Raw genomic sequence first — 23669 nt, forward strand, 5'->3', positions numbered from 1 at the left:
CTCGGCTACCACGGCTACCACGGCTACCACGGCTACCACGGCTACCACGGCTACCACGGCTACCACGGCTACCCTCGGCTACCACGGCTACCCTCGGCTACCACGGCTACCCTCGGCTACCACGGCTACCCTCGGCTACCACGGCTACCCTCGGCTACCACGGCTACCCTCGGCTACCACGGCTACCCTCGGCTACCACGGCTACCCTCGGCTACCACGGCTACCCTCGGCTACCACGGCTACCACGGCTACCCTCGGCTACCACGAATACAACGGCTACCACGGCACCCTCGGCGGAAGCGGTGGCGCAGGTCCCATTGGCCACGGCATCCACAGGGGATCGAGGTACTCCTCCTCGCCGAGGGCCTTTCGCGCGTCGTCCGCAAGAATGCTGATGACGAGGCTGCGGAACTCATCGGGGTCGAGAGTGCGGTGTTCTCCGGGACAACTGCAGTTGGCGGTGTCAGTCATGAAGGTCAGCTCGGCACGCAGGTAGGCGCGGTCGAGAGCCGCTCTGGCCTCGCCGGTCGCGGTGTCGTGAATCACGACCCTGCCGGTCGGCCCAACGGTGAGCGGGAAGCTTCGGAGGGTATCGATGATCAGCCGCGCCGATTCCCCCTCGACGAGGGGTTCCGTCGGGCCGGTGCGCTTCGCTCGTTGATTTCTCGCCATGCAGCGAAATTAGGCGTTCGCGAACTCTCGCGGCGGGCATCCGGCAGTTCCGGTGGAGAACGGCGGAGGGTGCGTATCGGTGAGGGAGGGGTCGGGCCGCTCGCGGGACACGACCGGCGGAGCCTCAGGATGGGCGCCTATCGTCGGCGTATGACTTTGAATGAGATCGAGCTCACCACCGCCGAGGGCCAGCCCACCACGCTCGCCGCCTACGCCGACCAGGTCGTGCTCGTCGTGAATGTCGCCTCGAAGTGCGGCCTCACTCCTCAGTACGAGAAGCTCGAGGAGCTGCAGAAGACCTACGGCGACCGCGGGTTCACCGTGCTCGGCTTTCCCTGCAACCAGTTCGCCGGGCAGGAGCCGGGAAGTGCAGAGAAGATCCAGGAGTTCTGCTCGATGACGTACGGCGTGACGTTCCCATTGTTCGAGAAAACCAAGGTGAACGGACGATCGGCGCATCCCCTTTACGCGGAATTGACCAAGACCGCGGATTCCGCCGGCAAGGCCGGCCGGGTCAAGTGGAATTTCGAGAAGTTCGTGATCTCGCCGACTGGCGACGTGCAGCGGTTCCGCCCGACGACCCAGCCGGATGCGCCTGAGGTCATCGCGGCGATCGAGTCGGGCCTCGCGCGCGCCTGAGTCGCATTTCGACCCCGGATCAGGCCGGCTGAGTCGCGGTCTGGCTGAGGATCGGGCTGGTCCGCCGCCGCTCGGATGCTGGTCCGCGCGTAACCGAGGAGATCGGACGGACACGCCGGTATCGGTGGCGAGTTGAGGCGGCGAGTCGCCGATTCTCCTGTGTTGGTTGACCCGGTTACCGCAGGACCGGGTGTCGCCGCGCAGGAGTCGAACGGCACTGTCGCCCGACGCGCCCGAGTTCGTAGTATGGGCGCCACCACGACGCTGAGAGCAACCATGGAGTCAGGCACGACACCGGATGCAACACTCTCGGTTGCGCGCGCCCCGCGCCAGCACCCGCCCGACACAGCACCGCCGCCCGCACACCCGCCACGCGCGAAGTCGCTCTACGACGCAGTGATCCTTGACATGGACGGTGTCGTCACCGACACCGCGATCGTGCACGCCGCGGCGTGGACGACGCTGTTCGACGAGGTGCTGCGGCAGCGGACGGATCCCCCGCAGCCCCCGTTCGACGACGTGCTCGACTACGAGCGGTTCGTGGATGGGAGGCCGCGGGAGGACGGCATCCGCGCCTTCCTCGCCTCGAGGGGAATCCACCCGCATCCCGACGAGATCTCTCGCCTCGCCGCCCGCAAGCAGCAGCTGTTCGAGCAGAAGCTGGGCACGCTCGGCGCTCATGTGTTTCCTGATGCGGTGGCGCTGCTGCATCGGCTGCGGGCCGCCGACATCCCCGTGGCCCTCGTCACCTCCAGCCGCAACGCCGACCGGGTGCTTCAGAAGGCGGGGGTCGCCGATCTCTTCGCCGTGCGGATCGACGGCAACGAGGCCGCGCGACTGGGCCTGCCCGGCAAGCCGGACCCGGCGATCTTCCTCGAGGCGGCCCGGCGGCTCGGCGTGACGCCCAGCCTCGTCGTCGTCGTGGAGGATGCCGAGGCGGGTGTTCGGGCGGCGGCGCAGGGCAGGTTCGGACTCGTCGTCGCCCTGGATCGCACCGGCGGCGACCGCCTGCGCATCGCGGGGGCCGACCGGGTGCTGGCGGACCTCGGCGACCTCGACGTGAGCCTCGGCGGGGAGCCCCGCGGGAGCCGCGGCGGGGAGCCGGGTGGGCAGCCCGGCGGGCCCGCATGCTGGGCAGGAGGGGAGAGCGGAAGCGACCCCTGGGTGTTGCGCTATGACAGCTTCGACCCAGCCACCGAGGGCTTTCGTGAGGTGCTGTGTGCGCTTGGCAACGGCTACTGGGGCACCAGGGGTGCCGCGCCGGAGTGCGATTCGGATGCCGTTCACTACCCGGGCACGTACCTCGCGGGGGTCTACAACCGGGTGCGCACCGCACTCGACGGCCACGAGGTGGAGGGCGAGCACCTCGTCAACGCGCCCAACTGGCTTCCGCTCAGGTTCAGAATCGACGGGGGCGAATGGCTTCGCCCCGACCGTCGAGTGCTCGATTACAGCCAGGAGCTCGACCTGCGACGCGGGCTGTTGAGCCGCAGCATCCGCTACCGCGACGAGGCCGGACGCACGACACGCGTCACCGACCGCCGCTTCCTCTCGGCCGCCGCGCCCGGCATCGCCGTGCTCGAGTCGACCGTCGAAGCGGAGGACTGGGCGGGCACCCTGACCGTGCGGTCCGCGCTCGAGGGCCGCGTCGCGAACCGCAACGTCGCCGAGTACTGGCTGCTCGCCGATCGCCACCTCCTCGCGCGAGGGCAGGGGGAGCTGGATGCTGAGACCGTGCTGCTCGACATGGAGACGAACCAGTCCGGAATTCACATCGCCATGGCTGCCCGAACGCGAGTGCGGCGCGAGCCGCCGGCGGGAGGAGGCGACCGTGCCGTGCCCACGCACCGGCGCCTGCTCACTGAGCCCGGCATGATCGGCCACGAGTTCGACCTGCAGCTCCAGCCCGGGCATCCGGTCACGATCGAGAAGACGGTGACCGTGGCGACCTCCAGGGACCGGGCCATCTCATCCGCCGCCATCGCGGCGACCACCCGGATCGCCCGCGCCGCCGACGCCGACACGCTGCTCGCCGAGCAGGAGCGGGCGTGGCAGATCCTCTGGGACGAGTTCGGGGTGCACCTGCACACGAGCGAACGGCAGCGGCTCGCGCTCAACCTCGACATCTTCCATGTGCTGCAGACCGTGGCGACCGTCGACAGCGACCTCGACGCGGGCGTGCCGGCGCGGGGGCTGCACGGCGAGGCCTACCGCGGGCACGTGTTCTGGGACGAGGTGTTCGTGTACCCGATCCTCACGCTGCGCCGCCCCGACCTCAGCCGGGCCCTGCTCGGCTACCGCTACCGTCGGCTCGACGAGGCGCGTGAGGCCGCGCGGGCGGCCGGGTTCGAGGGGGCCATGTTCCCGTGGCAGAGCGGAATCGACGGCCGCGAGGAGACCCCGACCGAGCTGTTCAACCCGCGCTCCGGAAAATGGATGGCCGACAGGTCGTCCCGCCAGCGCCACGTGGGAATCGCCGTCGCCTACAGCGTGTGGCAGTACTACCAGTCGACGGGCGACACCGAGTTCATGATCCGGCAGGGCGCCGAGCTGATCATCGAGGTTGCCCGGTTCTTCGCGAGCATCGCCGAGTACGACGCGGCATCCGATCGCTACGACATCTCGGGGGTGATGGGCCCGGACGAGTTCCACGACGGCTACCCCGCGGCGCCCGGCGAGGGGCTCCGCAACAACGCCTACACGAACGTCATGACGGCGTGGATGCTGCGCCGCGCGGTCGACACCGTCGCGCTGATCGGCACGCGCTACGCTCGCCCGCTGCTGAATCGTCTTCGGCTGCGGCCGGACGAGACCGAACGCTGGACCCGCCTGAGCACGAGGCTGCGAGTGCCCTTCCACGCCGACGGGGTGATCAGCCAGTTCGAGGGCTACGAGAATCTGGCCGAGTTCGACTGGCACGCCTACCGGGCCAAGTACCCGTCGCTGCGCCGGCTCGATCTCATTCTCAACGCCGAGGGCGACTCCACCAACAATTACCGCATCTCGAAGCAGGCCGACGTGCTCATGCTGCTCTACCTCTTCTCGGCCGAGGAGCTGCGTGAGCTGCTCGCCGACATGGGCTATCCGCTCCCGCCCGAGGCAGTCGTGGCAACGGTCGAGTTCTACGGGGCGCGGTCGACGCACGGGTCGACGCTCAGCAACGTCGTGCACTCCTGGGTGGAGGCCCGCCGCGACCGGCAACGGTCGTGGGAGTTCCTCGAAGGAGCACTCGACAGCGACCTCGCCCACGGCGACGACAGCACGACCAACGAGGGCGTTCACCTCGGCGCGATGGCGGGCGCTGTCGACATGGTCGTGCGCTGCTACCCGGGCCTCGAGATCAGGTGCGACCGGCTCTGGTTGCATCCGCTCATCCCGCCCGAGCTCGGCGAGGTCGCCTTCACGATCACCTATCGCGACCAGCCGGTGCGCATCGAGGTGACCGCGACGACCGCGCGGCTGAGCCTCAGCGCCGGAGACGCCGCTCCCATCACTGTCGTGGTCGACGGACGGGAGGCCGTGCTCGCGCCGGGGGTCACGCGGGAGTTCCGGCTGGGAGGCGGTGCGGCACACCTCTACTCGGGGGGTGCCGTCGCGCCTCGGAATGCATATCGTACAGATATGGGCAATCACAACTGGGACGAGAACTCGGGTGACGTCACCGAGGCGGGCATGGTCGACGAGACCGCCCCGGAGGGGGAGCGAACCGCGGGCTCCGGCCGCACCGACGATCCCGACGAGCGTGCACTGCTGATTGAGGGGTCCCTGTCTCCGGGATCGACCGCGCACGGCAACCCGAGCGACTCCGACGACCACGGGTCCGAGCACGACCGGCCAGGGTCGACCGGGCCCAGTCAGCACAACCCCAACGCACTGATCCGGGGCAACCGGGTCACCACGGCGCAGGACATGGAGTGAGGCCCGCCTGACTCGCGGGCGCCCGGATGCGCGGGGGCTCAGTCCTCGCGCGGCTCCTGGAGCGCCTCGGCGTGCGCCGTCTTGCCCCGCTCGAGCATCTCGTCGTCGCCGGCGAGGATGCCGATCGTCTCGGTGATCCGGGCCCGGGTGGCGCGCACCGCCTGCCCGAGGGTGAGCGAGTCGTCTCCCGGGTCGAGGGCGTGTTCGGGGAAGTGATGCAACCTGTCGTCGTCGCCTGGCGGCTGGCGGACGTGGTCGACGCAGAGCCGGGCAACCTCCTCGGCGTGCGCGTGCATGACGGAGTGCGCTGCGCCCGGCATCTCCCACGAGCGCGAACGTGGCAGGAGCTCGCCGATGCGCTTGACCCAGTCCCGCGGAGACACGGCGTCGTGCTCGCCCCGGATCACCAGGGTGTGCGCGGTCACCCGCGGCAACTGCTCCTCGATCGGATATCGCATCATCTCGGGCAGCACCCGCGAGAACCACTTCGGACCGCAGAAGATGTACCCGCTCACCGCGAGCACCTTCACCCGGAGAGTCTCGTGCCAGGCGGACTGCGCGAACCGCAGCACCTGCCGCCCGATGTGCCGTTCGGCCGCATTGACCACGGGACCGATCAACACGATCGTCGAGAGCCCGGCACGACGGGAGGCGAGGTCGGTCACGATCTGTGTTCCCATAGAGTGCCCGACGATCACCGGATCGTGCAGCCCGAGCTCGTCGATGACCTTGTCGAGCAGGTCGGCGTAGCCGCGGATCGACAGGGCGGACCCCGGATGCGGCACCCCGCCGAATCCTGGAAGGTCGAGCGCGTGCACGGGCCCGAACCCGTTGAGGATCGGCGCCAGGCGCTCGAAATAGCTCGATGACACCCCGATGCCGGGCACCAGCACGAACGCGCGCTCGCCGTCGTGACCGATCGAATTGACCCGCGCGTAGGTCGAACCGTCGTAGACGCGGGTGACCGACACCTCGGTCGACGAGGCGGTGTGCCGGGTCTTGCGCGACATGGGGCTCCTCCGCCTGGTCGGTGGTTCGTGTTAACGTGCGCTCAAGCTTGCCATGACAGCTTAAAATGATGGAGTACTCGACGAACGGCTCGGAAGGCTTGGAAAGTGGCGCGATCATGAGAGTGGGGATGCGAGAGCTGCGCGACGCGCGCCGCGGCGAGCGCCCCACGACGGCGCCCGGGCATCCGACCCTCAACGAAATCATCGAGGAGGGCCTGCTCATGTCGCTCTTCGCGGTAAGGATGGCGGTGAAGAACCGCATCATCGTCGGCGCCCTGCGCGAGCACAACGACTTCAGCCCGGAGGACTACGCGCGCGCCGCCCGCGAGGAGCTGTGCCGGATTGCCCGGCAGAACGAGGCGGATGCCCGGCGCGTGGTTCGGGCCCGCAAGAAGCTGCTGAACCTGCGCTGGACCGAATCGCTCGGCGACTTCCGGCGCGGCGACGTGCGGCAGCTCGCCCTGCGCCGCCGGGTCTACGAGGCGTTGGCGAGGGCGTTGCGTGCCGCCTCGGTCGATGAGGAGCGGATCGCGGCACTGGTCGAGACGGCGCGCGTCGACGCCGGCGATGAGATCGCCCAGGCGCTGACCTCGCGGCTCATCGCGCAGGGCTTCGAGCACGAGCCCGACTATCTCATCAACCGCTTCGAGCGCCTCAACGAGCTCGAGACCATCGACATCCCGGCGCTGCTCGGTGGGCGAGCCTAGGAGCGGACCAGCTCGATGAACGCGCTCAGCCGGGCGAGCACCGTGACGTTGGTGGGCAGGTGCTCGGTGAGCGCCGGCGAGTAGAGCAGGTACGCCGCCCACTGGGCGCGCGAGATCGCCACGTTGAGCCGGTTCGGCATCAGCAGAAACTCGAGTCCGCGCGGCACCTCCTCGGCCGACGACGCCGCGAGCGACACGATCGCGACCGCGGCCTCGTGGCCCTGGAACTTGTCGACGGTACCGACGGGGATCGCGCGGAGCCCGGCATGCTGCAGCCGCTGCCGGATCAGGTCGACCTGCGCGTTGTACGGGGCGACCACGATGAGGTCGCTCTCGCTGAGGGGTACCGGGGAGGCCGCCGGCTCGCCTGCGCGCTGGCCCGTGACCCAGGGCCGCCCGAGCAGTGACTGTGCGATCTCGACGACCCGGTCGGCCTCCTCGATCGACGAGGTCGAGTTGAGGGTGTGATGCACCGGAACCGGATGCAGCCCGGGGTCGATCCCGTCGAGGTGCCGTTCGACGGCCACCGAGAGGAGCTTGTCCTCGTAGGACAGGCGCGACACGGGCGCACAGAGGGCCGGATGCAGCCGGTGGGTCTTCGCGAGGAAGAAGCCGAACTCCGGCGGCAGTACCTGGTGGCCGTCGGCGAGCCAGCCGAGCGCGGAGACGTCGACGGGCTCCGGATGCGTGCCCTGGCTGACCTGGGGCAACTGCTGGGGGTCGCCGAGCAGCAGCATCCGGGTCGCGGCGACCGCCGACGCGATCGTCGAGGCGAGCGAGAACTGGCCGGCCTCGTCGATCACGAGCAGGTCGAGGCTGCCTCGGGGCACGCGGGCGGGGTTGCTGAAATCCCAGGCGGTGCCGCCGAGCACGAAACCCTCCTGCGCGGTGAAGGTGGCGAAATCCTTTGGGTCGAGCCGCGTCCACGGCACGGCCGTGGCGTCGGTCTTGTCCTTCGGCTTCTTGCCGACGAGGTGCTTGTCGACCCCGGCCTTCACGACGGCCTCGAGCATGTGCTCGACCGTGGCGTGCGATTGCGCGACCACGCCGATCCGCCAGCCGTGGTTGACGGCGAGGTCGGCGATCACGCGCGACCCGGTGTAGGTCTTCCCGGTTCCGGGGGGACCCTGCACGGCGAGGTAGGAGTGGTCGATGCCGAGCAGGCTGTCGCGGATCGCCGCGGTGATCTCGCCGCCGCGGGAATCGGCGGCGATCGCGGCGAGCGTCGCCAGCTCACCGCGGGGCGGACGGCGGCGCAGGATGTCGAGCGCGGCATCCGACAGCATCCCGGGCAGGGCATCGAGTACGCTCTCGCCCCACTCTGCGATCGCCTCGACCTGGCTGCCGGGGTTCGGCGGAGTGCCGGGGGTCAGTGCCATCGGCAGCTCGTCGTAGGCCGGCGCGCCGTTCGCGAGCCTCTCGGTGAGGTAGAAGATGTCGTCTTCGATGGCGGTGATCTCGGCGCGGGCGTGCGCGTAGCGGGCGCCCGGTTCGCTGCTCTGCTCGATCGGCGGGAACGGCTCGTCGTAGACGAGGTAGGGCTTGTGGCCGACCTTGAGGGAGCTTCCTGGGGCGACCTCGCCGCGGATCGCGAGCACCCGCGACTCGTTGCGGGCGCGCGGCGCGAGGCCCCAGTCGCGGTGCACTGTCGTGCTGTCGGCATCGACCACGAGCACGTCGCGGGTGTCGCACCACTGCTCGATGGGGTTGCGCAGCCGGTCGAAGTGCTCCTGCCAGAACTTCTTGCCCTCGCGCCTGTGGTAGTCGATCGCGGCGGAGGCGAGCGCGATGGCGGTGTCGTCGGCGGTGCGGTCGACCGGAGGGATCTCGGCGACGGCCGCCGCGAGGGCGAGGTAGACCGGGCTGGGCTCGCGCACCACGTTCTCGATCAACGCCGGGTCGAGCTCAAGGTCCTGGGGCGACGCGAGCGGGGTGCCGGCCTCGGCTGCGCGGGCGAGCAGCCAGTCGCGCAGGCGCAGCGTCGAGACGCAGTCGTACTCGTTGTAGTCGGCGATGTCGGCGAGCTTCGCGCTCGCGACATCCGTCTCGCCCCTCGCCGACAGCTCGCGGGAGAGGGCGTACTCGGCGATCGAGTCGGCCGCCTTGTCGACCCCGTGGCGCAGGTGGTCGCCCATGTAGAGCGGCTCGAGCTTCTTGATCGAGTAGCTGCGTGAGCCGACTCGCAGGCTCTTCTTGACGATCGGGAAGAGGTCGACGAGCACGTGCTCGCGCAGCAGGTTGTCGATGTCGTCTTCGCCAACCCCGTGCCGGGCGGCGAGCGAGAGCAGGTGGGTGCGCTCGTAGGAGGCGTAGTGGTAGATGTGCATCGCCGGATGCCGCCGGCGGCGCTCGCGCAGGTAGTCGAGGAAGTCGATAAGCGCCTGGCGCTCCTCCTCGTGGGTGTGCGCCCAGAATGCGCGGAACGGGGTGGACCCGCCTTGCCCGGGAGCCTCGACGAGTCCGAACAGGTAGTCGATCCCCCACTCGGGGCCGCCGTTCTCGCTGTAGAGGGGGTCGCCCTCGAAGTCGAAGAAGATGTCGCCCGCGTCGGGCGTCGGCAGCGCGGCGAGCGCGGAGGGGTTGAAGACGTCGTAGCTGAGGGCGCCGTCGAGTTGCAGTTTCGCCTGCGCGCGCAGCGACGCGAGGGTCGCGTCGGCCAGGCCGGCGACGGGGGCGGATGCTGCGGCGAGCTGCTCGATCGTCGTGATGCCGCCCTCGCGCAGTCGCTTGCGCTGGGTCAGCCGCATCCCGGCGACGAGGAGCACGTCGTGGCTGGCCTCGACCTCGGGTGTGCAGGTGTCGCACGCGCCGCACGCGCTGTACCGGGTGTCACCCCACGCGACCGCTCGGTCGGCGGCGAGCCGCTCCTCGACGAGCCGGGCAAGCCGGGCCCGCCGATTGAGGTAGACAGGCAGGATGTCGCGTAGCCGGTGCTCGCTGACGCGGCCGTCGCCGAGTACGAGGCGCACGGACTCTCCCGTGCTGACGCCGAGCCGGTGCAGCTGGTCGCCGTACGCGGCGAGCTGCAGCAGCGAGGTGATCTTCGCCGAGCGTGCGAGTTTGGTGTCGTGCACCTCATAGACGCCGTCACCGAGGTGCACGATGAAGTCGGCGAACCCGAGAAAGGTGCCGTCGAAGAAGGTGGCCTGGAAGACGACGTCGGCGCGGTCGGCGAACGCCCGCTCGGTCGCGGCGGCGGCGGCCTCGAGTGCGCCAGGGACCCGGATGTCTGGTCGTTCGATCTCGACGACGCCGGCGCCGAACTTCACTCTGAACGCCTCGAGCACGCGCTTCTCGTGCACATCCCCCAGCTCCGCGGCCCGGGTGAGCATCGCATCCGGCTTCTCAACGACCTTCGGAGTGCGGCCGAGCTTGGCATCGAGGGCACGGAGGAACGCGAATTCGCAGTGGGAGGCGGTGGTGAGATCGCTTGCGCTTGTGACGGCGCGGTCATCCAGGAGGAACATGATGGCAACGCTAGCGCGCACCACCGACGCCGCGGGATGCCCGCGCGTGACCAGGATGACTGTGTCTCTGAGCGAGTCGGGCGAATCCCGGCACGGTCGCCGTGCGACCTGCGCAACCGGTACCGCGCGGCCGTGAGAGCATGGGCGGATGCCGAAGCCCTCCTGGAAGGCGGCCCTCGAGGCGCTCACCGCTCACGAGACGGCGGTGCCCGGCGCACATTCCATCGATGGCATACGCGGTCGCACGGCGATGGCGTTGCAGTTCGAGCTGCGTGAGCTGACGCCCCGCACACCGGACCGCTGGAACGGACCGACCGCGAAGAAGGCCGCGCCGACCTGGACCGGCCACGCCGACTACCGGCTCGCGGTGCGCCCCGTGATCCGCAGCGGCACCACCGGGTGGACCAAGTCGACCCTGACCTGGGCGAATGTCACCCACCAGCTCAACCGTCTCGCCCTCGATCCGCATCAGCACCGCTGGTTCTGCCAGTTCGTGCCGCTGCATCGCGCGAGCACCGAGGCGCAGCTCGGGCAGGAGGTCGACTGGCTGTACCTCGACGACTTCGCGAGCCCGCTGCTCTGGCACCTGCTCGGGGAGGCGCGTCGGCTCGGCATCGAGCTCGTCTCGACGACCAAGGGCGTGAGTGTTCTCGTCGGCGCCGAGGCCGAGGTGACGCTGGATGCCGTGCGCGTCGCTGCCGCAACCGCCCCCGACGCACCAGCCACCGGCCTGCAGCTCGTACCCCGCGTCACGATTGACTCCCGCACCCACGCCATCGCGGCGACCGCGGCGATCGGCGACCACGGTGTCTACTGCTACGAGGCCGGAATCGAGGGCGCGCCCAGCCGGAGCACCGGGCCGGGTACAGGTCGGGCGGCAGCGCCGAACCGCGGCGCCGCCTTCGTGCTCGCCCCGACGCGGGAGCGACTGTCGCCGGAGCAGCGCCGTCTCGTGGGCGACGCGCGCACGCTCACCGTGCCGGCCGGCGAGGTCGAGGAGTTCCTCGGCGACTACTATCCGCGCATGCGCCGGTCGATCCCGATCGCCAGCTCCGACGGCTCGGTCGGATTCCCGCCGCCTGCCGCCCCCGTGCTGGTCCTCACCGCGACGTTCGAGCCCAAACAGACCCTGCGGCTCGCCTGGCATCTCGAATACGCCGAGGGTCGAGAGGCGAGGCGGATGCCGCTGCCGGCGCTCTCCGAGCCAGCATCCGGCACCGAGAGGGACACCGCCGCCGAACACGACCTCCTCGACCGGGCCGGCCGGCAACTCGCGGCATCCGCCCTCGACTACGCGCCAGAGGCCGCAGTGACGCCGACGCTGTCCACCGGCATCCTGCGCGGCATCGACGCCGCCGAATTCTGCACCCACGCCCTGCCCGCGCTCGAGGCCCTCGACGGAGTGCGGGTCGACGCCGTGGGGGAGCGCCCCGACTACCGGGAGCTCACCGCCACACCGCGCCTGACCTTCCGCACCGTCGAGAGTGACCATCGGGACTGGTTCGACCTCGGTGTCGTCGTCACGATCGACGGGCGCGACGTGCCGTTCGGCCCGCTCTTCCGGGCGCTCGCGAAGGGCAAGACGAAGCTGCTGCTCATCGACCACAGCTACCTGTCGCTGCGGCAGCCGATCTTCGAACGGCTGCTCGACCTCATCGCCGAGGCTCGCGCGCTGCCCGAATGGGAGACCGGGGTGCGCATCAGCCGCTACCAGGCGAGCCTCTGGTCCGACTTCGAGGATCTCGCCGAGGAGACCGAGCAGGCCGCGAGCTGGCGCGCGGCCGTGTCGGCGCTCGGCGCGCAGGGGACCGTGGATGCCGTGCCGCTGCCGACCGGCCTGCGCGCCACCCTGCGCCCGTACCAGGTGCAGGGTTTCGAGTGGCTCGCATTCCTCTGGCGGCATGGGCTCGGCGGCATCCTCGCCGACGACATGGGGCTCGGCAAGACGCTGCAGGCGCTCGCGCTGATCCTGCACGCGCGGGAGCCGGCGGATGCGGCGGCGGCCTCAGCGGATGCGCCCGTCGCGCGTGACGCGGCGCCACCCGTGACCGCGCCCCCGTTCCTCGTCGTCGCCCCGGCATCCGTCGTCGCGAACTGGGCGCTGGAGGCCGCCCGCTTCACGCCGGGCCTTGTCGTCCACACGATCGGCAGCACCCAGGCGACGAGCGGCACCGCGCTCGCGGAGGCGATCGCGGGAGCGGACATCGTCGTCACCTCGTACACGCTCTTCCGGCTGGACTTCGAGGCGTACCAGGCGAGCGCGTGGGCCGGGCTGATCCTCGACGAGGCGCAGTTCGTCAAAAACCACGCCTCCCGGCTGCACGAGTGCGCCCGCGACCTCGGCGCCCCGTTCAAGCTCGCGATCACCGGCACGCCGATGGAGAACCACCTGCTCGAGCTCTGGTCGCTGTTCGCGGTCACGGCGCCGGGACTGTTCCCGTCGGCGCGGCTGTTCACCGAGCAGTTCCGCAACCCGATCGAGAACGGCGGCAGCCCGGAGGCGCTCGCGAGGCTGCGCCGTCGCATCCGTCCGCTCATGCTGCGCCGCACGAAGGCGCTCGTCGCGACGGAGCTGCCGGCCAAGCAGGAACAGGAGCTGCGCATCGAGCTCAGCCCCGCCCATCAGCAGCTCTACGACACGTTCCTGCAGCGCGAGCGGCAGAAGCTCATGGGGCTGATCGACGACATCGACCGCAACCGCATCATCTTCTTCCGCTCGCTGACCCTGCTGCGGATGCTGAGCCTCGACCCGTCGCTCATCGACGAGCAGTACGCCGGCATCGGCTCGCGCAAGCTCGACGCGTTGCTCGAGCAGCTCGACGACGTCGTCGCCGAGGGGCACCGGGCGCTCGTGTTCAGCCAGTTCACGTCGTTCCTCGGCAAGGCGGCGGCGCGGCTGGATGCTGCCGGGATCGAGTACTGCTACCTCGACGGGTCGAGCACGCGGCGCGCCGAGATCGTGGAGCGGTTCAAGGCGGGGGCGGCTCCGGTGTTCCTGATCAGCCTCAAGGCCGGCGGGTTCGGGCTCAACCTCACCGAGGCCGACTACGTGTTCCTGCTCGACCCGTGGTGGAACCCCGCGACCGAGACGCAGGCGGTGGACCGCACCCACCGCATCGGGCAGACCCGCAACGTGATGGTCTACCGGCTCGTCGCGGCGGGCACGATCGAGGAGAAGGTAGTGGCGCTGGGGCAGCGCAAGGCGCAGCTGTTCGACTCGGTGCTCGACGACGGTGCCGAGTTCGGCGAGTCACTCACGGCCGACGACATCCGCGGGCTGCTCGAGGAGTAGGCGGGCGGGTGCTCACCCGCGGCGGGTCCGCGCCCGCGGGCGCGTGCGTCCGCGCGCCGAGTGTGCCTGTTGGTGCCGAGTGTGCCCGGTCGATCAGGCACTCTCGGCGCGTCTGGGCACAGTCGGCGCGAAGGTTGCTCTGGTGCGCGGCGGCGTCGCCGAGCTGGTGCCGAGTTGGTGCCGAGTGTGCCTGTTGGTGCCGAGTGTGCCTGTTGGTGCCGAGTGTGCCTGATCGACCGGGCACTCTCGGCGCGTCTGGGCACAGTCGGCGCGAAGTGGGGCGATCTGCCTGCTGCTGAGCGCACCCGACGTCTGGCGCCGAGGACATCTTGCGCCGAGGTCGCGTGGCGGCCGTGCATGTTCGGCACGCCATTGAGAGTACGCATGTTGGCTCCTCGGATTCACTGGGAGCAGCCGAAACGCGTACTTTCGGCGAGTTAGCGCTGGGCCGTGCCGTCGGCGCCGCAATCCCGCGGATGCTCAGGCGCGGCGGCTCTTCGACGGCGCGGTGAGCCAGGGCCGCAGCATCCGCGTCACGAGGGGAAGCACCCAGTAGGCCATGATTGGCGTGAGAACCAGCGTTGTGACAAGCACCTTGGCGAGCGTCCACAGGTCGTCCCAGCCCGGGATGAACGCGACCGCGAGCAGCGTGAACGCCAGGTTGACCGGGAAGAAGCCGAGCCAGATGCTCACGGCTTGCTTCCAGCGCGGGGGCCGCGCCTCGCCCTGGCCGGCCTGCATCGCGCGGAGGTCGAGGGCGGCGGTCGGGGTGTCGAACCAGCCCTCGATGCCGGTGCGTCGGCGAACCTGGCGGTCCTCGACGAGCCCGGTCCCGGTCTCGAGCCACTCGGCGCGCTGGGCGGAGGTGTCCCAGGCGTCGAGCGTCGCGGCATCCTGGAAACGGTAGAGCATGTGCCACTCGCGGGAGCCCGCCGAGGTGCGCACCCAGCCGGAGCCGAGGAATCCGGGCCAGGTGCTCGCGAGCCGGACGCCGGCCTGCACCCATCGGGTCACGTCGGGAACCCGCTCGGGGTCGACGTTGCGTGTGATCGACACGGTGACGGGGGAGGACGAAGGGAAGCCTGCTCGTGGCGCGCTCATGAGACCAGTATTCGCGGTGGAGGTTTCGGGGCGGTAACGCGCACACCGGGCCGTCGGGCTCTCGCAGCCGGCAGCCGCACCGTACGCTGGTGTCGCCGCCAGCCGCGCCGTGCTCGTGTCGCCGCCAGCCGAGGCACCCCTCGCTCGCGCGGCCGCCAGCCGACGCACCCCTCGCTCGCGCGGCCGTTGTTCACTCGCGCTGCAGAAATCGCACCCGCATGAATGAACAACGATCACGCGAACCGCGAGGCCCTCAGAACCAGATACTCAGCCAGGGGGCGACCGCGCTGCGGAAGGCCGCGTCGATGGCATCCGCGGATCCCGGCCGCAGCTCGGTGATCCGCCCCGCCCGCTCGAGCACCGCCGCGGAGACGCCGCCGAGGTACAGCGCGCCCAGCTCGGCGACACCCAGCGCGACCGCGGCCGCGCCATCCGGAGCCTCTCCGTCGAGCGGGGACACAACCCCGGTGCCGTCGGCGGCGACGTCGAGCAGAAAGCGACCGTGAGCGAAGCCGAGTGGATCGCTCACCTCGAGCGCGATGCGGCAGGGCGCGCGGTACCGGCGGGCCTCGAGCGCACCCTTCACATCGAGGATGCGGGTCCACAGGTGGTCCTGCTCGTCGTCCTTCTTGGCGGAGCGGAAGTCGGTCAACTGCCAGACCATGGGCTCATCGACCCGGCGCAGCGGCGCGGCGACCGTCGACACGAGGTCGATTTCGAGCAGGTAGTGCCACAGCCCCACGTAGGCGTCGTCCGTCGCGGTGGCCAGATACTCCACGTTGAGGGTCTGGGCCGAGAAGTCGGGGTTCGGTTGCGTGAACGAGTAGATCGCGAAGCCCTGCGGCACACCGTCGGCGTCGTCGTAGCGCACCGCGCGCAGCAACTTTTTGCGGTCCGGGTCGCCGGCGAGCCCGAACAGCCGGTCCCAGAGGTGCCCGCGCAGGTCGATCTCGCCCGGCCCGTTCAGCCGGATCCGCTCCATGATGGCCTGCCCGTCCTCGCGCGCCCGCTCGAGCGGAACCATGTGGATGCGACCGGATGCCGCCGGCCCCGCCCACTTCGCCTTGCGGGTATTGATCTTCCAGTCGGCCGCAAATACCGACGGTGCGAAACCGAAGCGGCCGTAGATCGTCGCCTCCGACACCGTGAGGATCGCGACGGCGACGCCGAGGCGCCGCGCCGTGCGCAGCTCCGCCGTCAGCATCGCGCTCGCAATGCCGCGCCGCCGGTGGGTCGACGCGACGGTGACGGCACTGATCGCCCACGCCGAGGTGTCCGTCCCGCCGGGCACGGTGAGCCGTGCCAGCCACGAACTCACCGTCGCGACGGGCGATGCGGAGTCGGCGGCCGAGTCGTCGTAGACGCCGGTCGTGCGGCGGTCGGCGAGCCCCCGAATCTGGGCCGCGAGGGACTCCGCCGACGGTCTCGGCTGGTGGAACCCGCGGGAATCGGCCTCGAGCCAGTGCCCGAAGGCGGCCCCGTCGCTCGTGTCGACCAGGTGTAGACGCAGCCCGCCCGCGCGCATCCGTTCGGCTGATTCGTCGTCGATCGGAAGACTCAGGTACTCGGTCATGGTTTCAGGCTACTGGCAGGAGTACTCTGGCCCCGGAGCAGGATTCGACTCCATCAGGACCGCAGAGGGGTCACGATCGGAGCCGGATCCGGCCGCAGCCGGGACCCCGTTGCAACGCGCGCTGTTCGCGATCGCCGGGGGGAAAGTTCGCGGGCAGTGCGCATCTCGGCAACCGGACCATACGAATTCACGCGCATTCGTCGCGCGTAGCGGCTTTGCGCGCATAATTGAGTAAGCCTGCAGCCCGGACCCCGCTGTCAGACGTGAACTTTTCACGATTGTCCCGGGGGTGGGTTATCAGCGAGCAAATTACTGAGACCGTCGATCAACGAGCGGCGACGGGATTGCTCGAGCAGTTACTCATTCGCGCCGGCCACGGCGACCAGACTGCCTTCGCGCTGGTCTACGACCTCACCGTGCGGGACGTGCTCGCGCTCGTGCGCCGATTCACGATCGACGACGCGCTCGCGAACGACATCGTGCGGGACGTGTTCGTTGCTATCTGGCAGGCGGCCCCGCTCGGCGAGCGGTACCGCGGCTGGGCCGCGCTGTGGATCCTCGTCCTCACGCACACCTGCGTGCTGGAGCGCCTGCGGGCCGAGGACGGCAGGGCAGTGGCCGGGCCGGCGGGTGCTTGAATGGCCACATGAGCGATTCGTTGGACCACCTGCACGACCTCGCCAACTTCGTGCGGGAATCCCCATCGTCGTTTCACGCGGTCGCCGAGTGCTCCAGGCGGCTCACGCACGCCGGATTCAGTGCCGTCGACGAGACGGATGCCTGGGCGGGCGGCGCGGGCAAGCGGTTCGTCATCCGCGACGGTGCCATCATCGCCTGGATCGAGCCCGCCTCGGCAACCGCGACGACCCCGTTCCGCATACTCGGCGCGCACACCGACTCGCCCGGATTCAAGCTCAAGCCGAAGCCGACGACGAGCTCGCACGGCTGGGTCCAGGCAGGGGTCGAGGTGTATGGCGGCCCGCTGTTCAACTCCTGGCTCGACCGCGAGCTGGAGTTCGCCGGCCGGCTCGTCTTCGACAACGGTTCGACCGTGCTCGTGCGCACCGGACCGTTCCTGCGGTTCCCCCAGCTGTCGGTGCACCTCGACCGTGCGGTCAACGAGGGGCTGAAGCTCGATCCACAGGTCCACCTCAACCCGGTGATCGGCGTCGGTGACCCGGCAGATGCCGATGTGGTCGACCACCTCGCGCAGCTCGCCGGCCGGCGCGGATCGGCCGTCGTCGGCTACGACATCGTTGTCGCCGACACCGCACCGCCCACGGTGTTCGGCATCGGTGGGCGCCTGTTCGCGTCGGGGCGGCTCGACAACCTCTCCTCGGTGCATTCCGGTCTGACCGCGCTGCTGCGAATGCCGGAGGACCCGGAGCGCATCCTCGTCTTCGCCGCCTTCGACCATGAGGAGGTCGGCTCGGCGACGCGGTCGGGGGCGAGCGGCCCGCTGTTGTCGGACGTGCTCGCGCGCATCAAGGAGGGTGTCTCGGTCTCGGACCAAGCGCGCGCGCTCGCCGCATCCTGGTGCTTGTCTGCCGACGCCGGGCACGCCGTGCACCCGAACTACCCCGAACGGCACGACCCCGCGAATCGCCCTGTCGTCGGCCGCGGGCCACTGCTGAAGATCAACCCGAACCAGCGGTACGCCACGGATGCGCTCGGTGCCGCCGAGTGGGCGCGCGCCTGCGGTCAGGCGGGGGTCGAGTACCAGGAGTTCGTCTCGAACAACTCGCTGCCGTGCGGCTCGACGATCGGGCCGCTCACCGCGACCAGGCTCGGTATCCGCACCATCGATGTCGGAATCGCGCTTCTGTCGATGCACTCCGCCCGCGAGCTCTGCGGCGTCGACGACCCCGCAGCGTTGACTGGCGCGATTGAGGCGTTCCTGGCACCGGTCGGCTGACGGCGCGCGGCCGGGTGTGCGCTCGCCGGGGAAGGCCTCGGGCGCCCTTAGGCCTCCGGGTCGTCCGGGAGGAAGACCCGCTTGTACTTGCGGCCGTCGGCGAGATCGACCGTTCGGGCGGTGAGCGTTCCGCGGGTCACCTTGAGGTACACGGCCTGCGGGGTCACCCCGAGCCGAGCCGCGGCATCCGAGACCGAGAGCCCGGGCAGGTCGGTGGGCACGCTGCTCGGCCTCACGGCACGCTTGCGCCCTGCCTCGTGGCGTGCCTCGATCTCGCTGTCGGTGCCCTGCCAACGCCACTTGGCTGCCGCCGGTCCGAGCCCGGCAGCGTCGGCGACCTCGTTCCAAGAGCTTCCGCCCTCGAGCGCCTCCCGCACGCTCTGCAGAATCGCGGACTCGGTTTCCAGGGCGACGGTGAGCGCGCGGATACCGCGCACCCGTGTGAGCGGATCGGGTGGCGTCGCGGCGGACTCGTCCTGGGCGAGTCGATCGAGTGCCGCGCGCGAGGGTTCGGAGAGGAAGGGCATGATGCGGCCCATGCTAGCGGCGCTGCCTCTCGACCGTCAGACCGTCGCGCCGCCGGCGGGAAAGAGATAGTCATCTGGTGCAACCCAGCGAACCCCGCGGGCGTGGCTCAGCAGCATCCCGCGCAGGATCAAAGTCGACTCGACCGCCGCGGCGTGCAGGGTGCTGGCCCAGGCGAGGTCAGAGGGGGAGAGCCGGGGGTCGGCGTAGCGCTCGATCACGACGATGACGCCGGCGGCACCGGTGGCCTCGCCGACGTGCGACAGCATGCGGGTGAACCGCTCGGGGTCTCCGGGCGCGGGGAGCGAGGGGTGGTCTTCGAGGGGCAGGATGATCGGCAGTTGGGTATCGCGATGGTTGACGAAGAGGAACCAGATCTCGCGCCGGGTGGCGCGTCCGATGAGGGAGAGCACGCGGCCCTCGATGCGTTCGGGGGTCGAGAGCGGGAGCAGCTGGTCGGGGTCATACTGTTGCGGCTTCATTGGCCCAGAGTCGCCCGGGGGCGCTGCGCGGGGGCAGCGCGGCGGCGATGTGTGCATAACTCCGGCCGGGTGTGTGGCGGGGAGGGGCGGCACGTCCGGTCAGGCGAAAGCCCTGGCCTCCGCGATCTCGCTCCATCCGTTGCCCGACACCGTGATCTCGAGGTGCGCCGTGATCTGCTCCTTCATCGCCTCGACGTGGCTGATCAGGCCGATCGTTCGCCCGCCCGCTCGCAGGGAGTCGAGCGTGCTCATGGCGATCTCGAGGGTGTCGCCGTCGAGCGAGCCGAAGCCCTCGTCGATAAAGAGCGTGTCGAGCCGGATGCCACCGGCCTGGTTCTGCACGACCTCGGCGAGGCCCAGAGCGAGCGCGAGCGAGGCGAGGAAGGTTTCGCCGCCGGAGAGGGAGTGGGTTGCTCGGGCGCGTCCGCTGTGCTCGTCGCGGATGGCGAGGCCGAGCCCGGACTGAACGTTGCGGTAGGCGATCGCGTCGTCGTGCTCAAGCGCGTACCGACCGCTCGTCATGGTGCGCAGGCGCGCGTTCGCGGCCGCGACAATCTCCTCCAGGCGGGCGGCGAGCACGTAGGTTTCGAGACGCATCCGCTTGTCGTTGGGCTCCTTGCCCTCGACAGCGTTCGCGAGTTCCCGCAGCTGGCGTTGCTCGTCGAGCAGCGCCCCGGATGCCGCGATCCGGCGCCGCGCGGAGGCGACGATGGTGCCGAGCTGCTCGACCCGGGTGCCCAGCGCGGTGCTCGTGGCGAGGGACGCGTCCCGTGCCGCCGCCGCGGCGTCGCGGGCGGCCTCGGCCGGGAGGAGCTCGACCGCGTCGTCGGGCACGGCCGTGATCGCGGGCTCCGCGAGAGTCGCGGCCGCGGCGGCGAGGGCGTCGTCGAAGCGGCGGATGCGCGCCTGGATCGCCGCGACCACGTCGACGTCGCGTCGTGCGTCGACGACGGAGGACTCGTCGGCGAAGCCATGCTCGTCGAGCACCTCGCGAACCGCCGTGGTCGCCGTGTCAAGAGTCTCGAGTCGCGCGGAAACCGCCGCGATCGCGTCGGCGAGGGCTGACGCCGCGTCCAGCTGCTGTCGCAGTTGTGCAGATCGGGCCGCGACGGAGTCGAAGTCGCCGCGGTGGGTCGCGATCCGCGCCTCGAGCGAGGAACACCGGGTGTGGCTCTCGACCAGCTGCCTTTCGGCGTCGTCGCGGTCGGACCGGATCCGGTCGAGGGCGGTCGTGGCGTCCGCGAGCTCGGTCGTGAGGCGCGCCAGCTCCAGCTCAAGCTCCCTCGAGTCTGTGGCGGCGGCCACGGCGACGGCCAGCCGGTCGCGTGCCTCGGCGAGTTCGACCCGCAGCTGGTCGCTCGCCTTGCCGCCCGCTGCCGCGCGCGCCTCCGCCACCCGTCGGTCGAGATCCGTCGTGGCCTCGTGCGCGGCGTCGAGGTCGGCCTGCCGCGCGGCGGCGGCGGTGCGGGCGCGCTCGATGTCCTCCGGGGTGACCGGGGCGCCGTCGAAGGTAGCCGGGGCGGGGTGCTCCGCCGAGCCGCAGACGGAGCACGCTTCGCCCTCCCGCAGCTGGCCGGCGAGCTCGGCGGCATGCCCGGAGAGCCGCTGGGTCATCAGATCGTGGACGAGCGTGGCGGACGCGGCGGCCTCGCCGCTCGCGGCGGTCGCGATGGCAAGCGCGGCGGCGAGCTTCGGCTCGAGGCCGTCCACCGTCGAGGCGGCCTTCTCGGCGGCGGTGAGCCGCTCGACGCGCTCGGCGGCGTCAGGCGCTGTCGCGGCGAGCCCCTTCGCCTCGCCCAGTCGGGAGCGGATTTCCTCGAGCTCGGCAGGCAGCGACCTGGCCCTGGCCTCCCGCTCGGCGACCTCGGTCGCGAGGTCGTCGCGCCCGCGCTGCAGCGTGCCGGTTGCGGCGGTCAGCGCGGGGAGCGCCGCCTCGTCGTCGAGAGCGTCGGAGAGCGTGCCGAGCGTTTGCCTCAGGTCGTCGATCTCAGCGCGAAGGTCGCCTGTGCTCGGGGAGTGATCGTCTGCGAAGCGACCGTGATACCCCTCGCCGGCGACGGCTTCGATGGCCCGGGCTGAGTCGAGAGCGGCGGCGGCGGTGCGCCTCGCGGTCACCTGCGGCGTCGCGGCGGCCGCGTGGCGCGCGAGGTCGAGCGCCTCGCGGTCCAGGGCAACAGTGTCGCGCTCGGCCTCGAGCTCGGCCAGACGCAGCCGCGCATCGTCGCGCCGGTCCTGCTGCTCGCGCGTCCTCTCGAGTGCGCGATGGGCCACGTCGGCGGCAGTGAACTCGGCGTCGGCTCGCGCCACGGCATCCGTCGCGGCGAGGAGCCGGTCGGTCATCGCGGCGAGCCCCTGCTCGAACCAGGGGAGGTCGGGATCGAGTGGCGTCGGGATGCTCGTGCCGGCCACACCGGTTCCTCCGGCCGACGAGTCGGGTTCGTCGAGCCCGCCTCCCGCCTCGGAGACGCCGAGCAGTGCGGCCGCGTGGGCCGCGTCGACGGCGATGGCCTCGCGGGCGGCCGCAAGGCGCACCTCGAGAGCCTTGCGCTGGTCGACGAGCGCGGTCTCGATGTCGAGAAAGCGGTGCGTGCCGAATAGGCTGCGCAGCACCTTCTGCCGGTCGTCGTTCTTCGCGAGCAGGAACTCCTGGAACCGGTTCTGGGCAAGCAGGATCACCTGCAGGAACTGGTCCTTGGTGAGCCCGACGATGCGCAGCACCTCGGGGCCGACCTGGGCCGGGATGGCGGCGACGCCCTCCCAGTGGTCGTCGCGGCGGACGGCCAGCTCCGCGGTGGCCTTCTCCAGCGCCATCCCGACGCCCCGCTTCTTCGGACGGTCGTACGCCGGGCTGCGCGAGAGCCGGTAGTCGGTGTCGTGCACCGTGAAGACGAGCTCGACCCGGGTCGGATCATCGTCGGCGCAGTGGTCGCTGCGCAGGTTCGACTCGGTGCCGTCATAGCGGGGCACGCTGCCGTAGAGGGCGAAGCAGATCGCGTCGAGGATGCTCGACTTGCCCGCCCCGGTCTTGCCCGTGATGAGAAAGAGGCCATCCCCGGCGAACCGGTCGAAGTCGACCAGCTGACGCTGCTTGTACGGGCCGAACCCCTCGATCTCGAGCGTGCGGATCCTCACGCGACTGCCTCATCGAGAACGTCGGATGCGGCCTGAACGGCGATCACGTCGCGGATTCTCTCCCGCTCGTAGTCGCTCGGCCCGGAACCATTGCGCACGAAGGTGAGGAAGTCGGCGACGATCTCGTTGTCGGACTTTCCGCGCACCCGCTCGGCGTAGCTGTCGTCTCCGGCGTCGGAAGTGACCAGCGGCCGGTGCTGGAGGTTCACGCAGAGCGGGAACCGCTGCTGCAGCCTCCGCATGCCGTCGAGCGGCCGCACCTGGTCGGTGAGCACGGCCGAAACCCAGGCGTCGGCGTGGGCGTCGAGACCAGCATCCGTCAACAGCTCCTCGATCGTGCCGGTCAGGACGGCGAGCCGGCGCGGGATCGGGAGGTCGACCCAGGTCACCTGGTCGAGCCCGGCGGCGTCGAGCTGCACGAGCCAAGCCCCGCGCGGGCGGTCCGCTTCGCCGAAGGAGTAGTGCAGCGGCGCGCCCGAGTAGCGCACGCGCTCGCTGATCGCGTTGCGGGAGTGGATGTGGCCGAGCGCGACGTAGTCGGGTCCGCCGAAGACTCCCGCTGGCACGTAGTCGATGCCCCCCGAGGTGATGTCGCGTTCGACGTCGCTCGCCTCGACGCCCACCGCGAAGCAGTGCGAGAGCACGACCGAGCGTCCGCCGCGGACGGCGAGGTCGGCGCGCACCCGGTCCATCGCGAAGCCGAGAACCTGCTCGTGTGTGCCGAGCTTCGCGTCGGGGTAGTGGTGTCGCACGAGCGAAGGCTCGAGGTACGGGATGCCGTAGAAGTGCACCGGTCCGTGCTCGTCGGAGAGCGTCACCGGGATGTCGAGCTGGTCGTGCCTCGTGATGACGTGGATGCCGGCCAGCTGGGCGAACTCGGACTGGAAGCCCAGCCGCGTGGCCGAATCGTGATTGCCACTCGTCATGATCACCGTGGCTCCGGCCTCGCGCAGCTGTCGGAGGGTGGAGGTGAGCACAGTGTAGAAGTCCGCGGCCGGCGTGGCCGAGTCGAAGATGTCGCCGGAGACCACGACAACGTCGATCGCGCGCTGCCGCACCTCGTCGACGAGCGCGGCGAGCACGACGCGGAGGCTCTCGACCGTCGAATGCGCGTGGAAGGTGCGCCCGATGTGCCAGTCGGAGGTGTGGAGGATTCGCATGTGTCCGACGCTAACCCGCACGGCCGACACTGGCGGCGGGAGCGCGCCGGTCACTTTCACGGATGCCGCCGCGCGG

The 23669-nt window shown here is 70.4% G+C and carries 15 protein-coding genes; 6 read left to right on the forward strand and 9 right to left on the reverse strand.

What is annotated here, in order from left to right; genetic code table 11:
- Window positions 1-276: 276 nt before the first annotated feature.
- Window positions 277-672: a hypothetical protein gene (locus ABIB15_RS00005; RefSeq protein WP_354474224.1), complete on the reverse strand. Its 396-nt coding sequence runs from the start codon at window positions 670-672 to the stop codon at window positions 277-279.
- Between the two features lie 150 nt (window positions 673-822).
- On the opposite strand from ABIB15_RS00005, the gene ABIB15_RS00010 reads away from it, so the two are divergent.
- On the forward strand, window positions 823-1311 hold the full coding sequence (locus ABIB15_RS00010; RefSeq protein WP_354474225.1) for a glutathione peroxidase: 489 nt from the start codon (window positions 823-825) through the stop codon (window positions 1309-1311).
- Between the two features lie 246 nt (window positions 1312-1557).
- The gene (locus ABIB15_RS00015; protein ID WP_354474226.1) at window positions 1558-5229 is read left to right on the forward strand and encodes a beta-phosphoglucomutase family hydrolase; all 3672 of its coding nucleotides are present in this window, start codon (window positions 1558-1560) and stop codon (window positions 5227-5229) included.
- A 38-nt stretch (window positions 5230-5267) separates the two neighbouring features.
- Here the strand turns inward: ABIB15_RS00015 and ABIB15_RS00020 are convergent, their stop codons facing one another.
- Window positions 5268-6239 carry an alpha/beta fold hydrolase gene (locus tag ABIB15_RS00020; RefSeq protein WP_354474228.1) on the reverse strand — a complete coding sequence of 324 codons (972 nt, stop codon included), beginning with the start codon at window positions 6237-6239 and terminating at the stop codon, window positions 5268-5270.
- A gap of 128 nt (window positions 6240-6367) precedes the next feature.
- Between ABIB15_RS00020 and ABIB15_RS00025 the strand changes: the two genes are divergently transcribed.
- On the forward strand, window positions 6368-6946 hold the full coding sequence (locus ABIB15_RS00025) for a hypothetical protein (RefSeq protein ID WP_354474230.1): 579 nt from the start codon (window positions 6368-6370) through the stop codon (window positions 6944-6946).
- Here the strand turns inward: ABIB15_RS00025 and ABIB15_RS00030 are convergent.
- Window positions 6943-10413 carry a TM0106 family RecB-like putative nuclease gene (locus tag ABIB15_RS00030; RefSeq protein ID WP_354474231.1) on the reverse strand — a complete coding sequence of 1157 codons (3471 nt, stop codon included), beginning with the start codon at window positions 10411-10413 and terminating at the stop codon, window positions 6943-6945. The genes ABIB15_RS00025 and ABIB15_RS00030 overlap by 4 nt on opposite strands.
- 148 nt (window positions 10414-10561) lie before the next feature.
- Between ABIB15_RS00030 and ABIB15_RS00035 the strand changes: the two genes are divergently transcribed.
- The gene (locus ABIB15_RS00035; protein ID WP_354474233.1) at window positions 10562-13705 is read left to right on the forward strand and encodes a DEAD/DEAH box helicase; all 3144 of its coding nucleotides are present in this window, start codon (window positions 10562-10564) and stop codon (window positions 13703-13705) included.
- Window positions 13706-14185: 480 nt separating this feature from the next.
- Here ABIB15_RS00035 and ABIB15_RS00040 read toward each other — a convergent pair whose 3' ends face one another.
- Both ABIB15_RS00040 and ABIB15_RS00045 read right to left on the reverse strand, forming a co-directional pair.
- On the reverse strand, window positions 14186-14806 hold the full coding sequence (locus ABIB15_RS00040; protein ID WP_354474235.1) for an antibiotic biosynthesis monooxygenase: 621 nt from the start codon (window positions 14804-14806) through the stop codon (window positions 14186-14188).
- Window positions 14807-15059: 253 nt separating this feature from the next.
- Window positions 15060-16379 (reverse strand): GNAT family N-acetyltransferase, encoded by a 1320-nt coding sequence (locus ABIB15_RS00045; RefSeq protein WP_354474237.1) that lies wholly within the window; start codon window positions 16377-16379, stop codon window positions 15060-15062.
- A gap of 344 nt (window positions 16380-16723) precedes the next feature.
- Here ABIB15_RS00045 and ABIB15_RS00050 point away from each other — a divergent pair, with 344 nt between their 5' ends.
- Both ABIB15_RS00050 and ABIB15_RS00055 read left to right on the forward strand, forming a co-directional pair.
- Window positions 16724-17017 (forward strand): sigma factor, encoded by a 294-nt coding sequence (locus ABIB15_RS00050; RefSeq protein ID WP_354474239.1) that lies wholly within the window; start codon window positions 16724-16726, stop codon window positions 17015-17017.
- Between the two features lie 8 nt (window positions 17018-17025).
- Window positions 17026-18294 carry a M18 family aminopeptidase gene (locus ABIB15_RS00055; RefSeq protein ID WP_354474240.1) on the forward strand — a complete coding sequence of 423 codons (1269 nt, stop codon included), beginning with the start codon at window positions 17026-17028 and terminating at the stop codon, window positions 18292-18294.
- A 47-nt stretch (window positions 18295-18341) separates the two neighbouring features.
- Here ABIB15_RS00055 and ABIB15_RS00060 read toward each other — a convergent pair whose 3' ends face one another.
- From ABIB15_RS00060 to ABIB15_RS00075, 4 genes are all read right to left on the reverse strand, one after another.
- On the reverse strand, window positions 18342-18821 hold the full coding sequence (locus ABIB15_RS00060; RefSeq protein ID WP_354474242.1) for a hypothetical protein: 480 nt from the start codon (window positions 18819-18821) through the stop codon (window positions 18342-18344).
- Window positions 18822-18857: 36 nt separating this feature from the next.
- A complete protein-coding gene (locus ABIB15_RS00065; protein ID WP_354474244.1) occupies window positions 18858-19301 on the reverse strand; it encodes a hypothetical protein in 444 nt (147 codons plus the stop codon).
- A 99-nt stretch (window positions 19302-19400) separates the two neighbouring features.
- A complete protein-coding gene (locus ABIB15_RS00070) occupies window positions 19401-22433 on the reverse strand; it encodes an AAA family ATPase (RefSeq protein ID WP_354474246.1) in 3033 nt (1010 codons plus the stop codon).
- Window positions 22430-23593, reverse strand: a complete 1164-nt coding sequence (locus ABIB15_RS00075; protein WP_354474248.1) for an exonuclease SbcCD subunit D — start codon at window positions 23591-23593, stop codon at window positions 22430-22432. The genes ABIB15_RS00070 and ABIB15_RS00075 overlap by 4 nt, the downstream gene beginning before the upstream one ends.
- Between the last annotated feature and the right edge of the window lie 76 nt (window positions 23594-23669).

This window comes from Marisediminicola sp. UYEF4, assembly GCF_040546025.1.
Taxonomy (GTDB): Bacteria; Actinomycetota; Actinomycetes; order Actinomycetales; family Microbacteriaceae; genus Marisediminicola.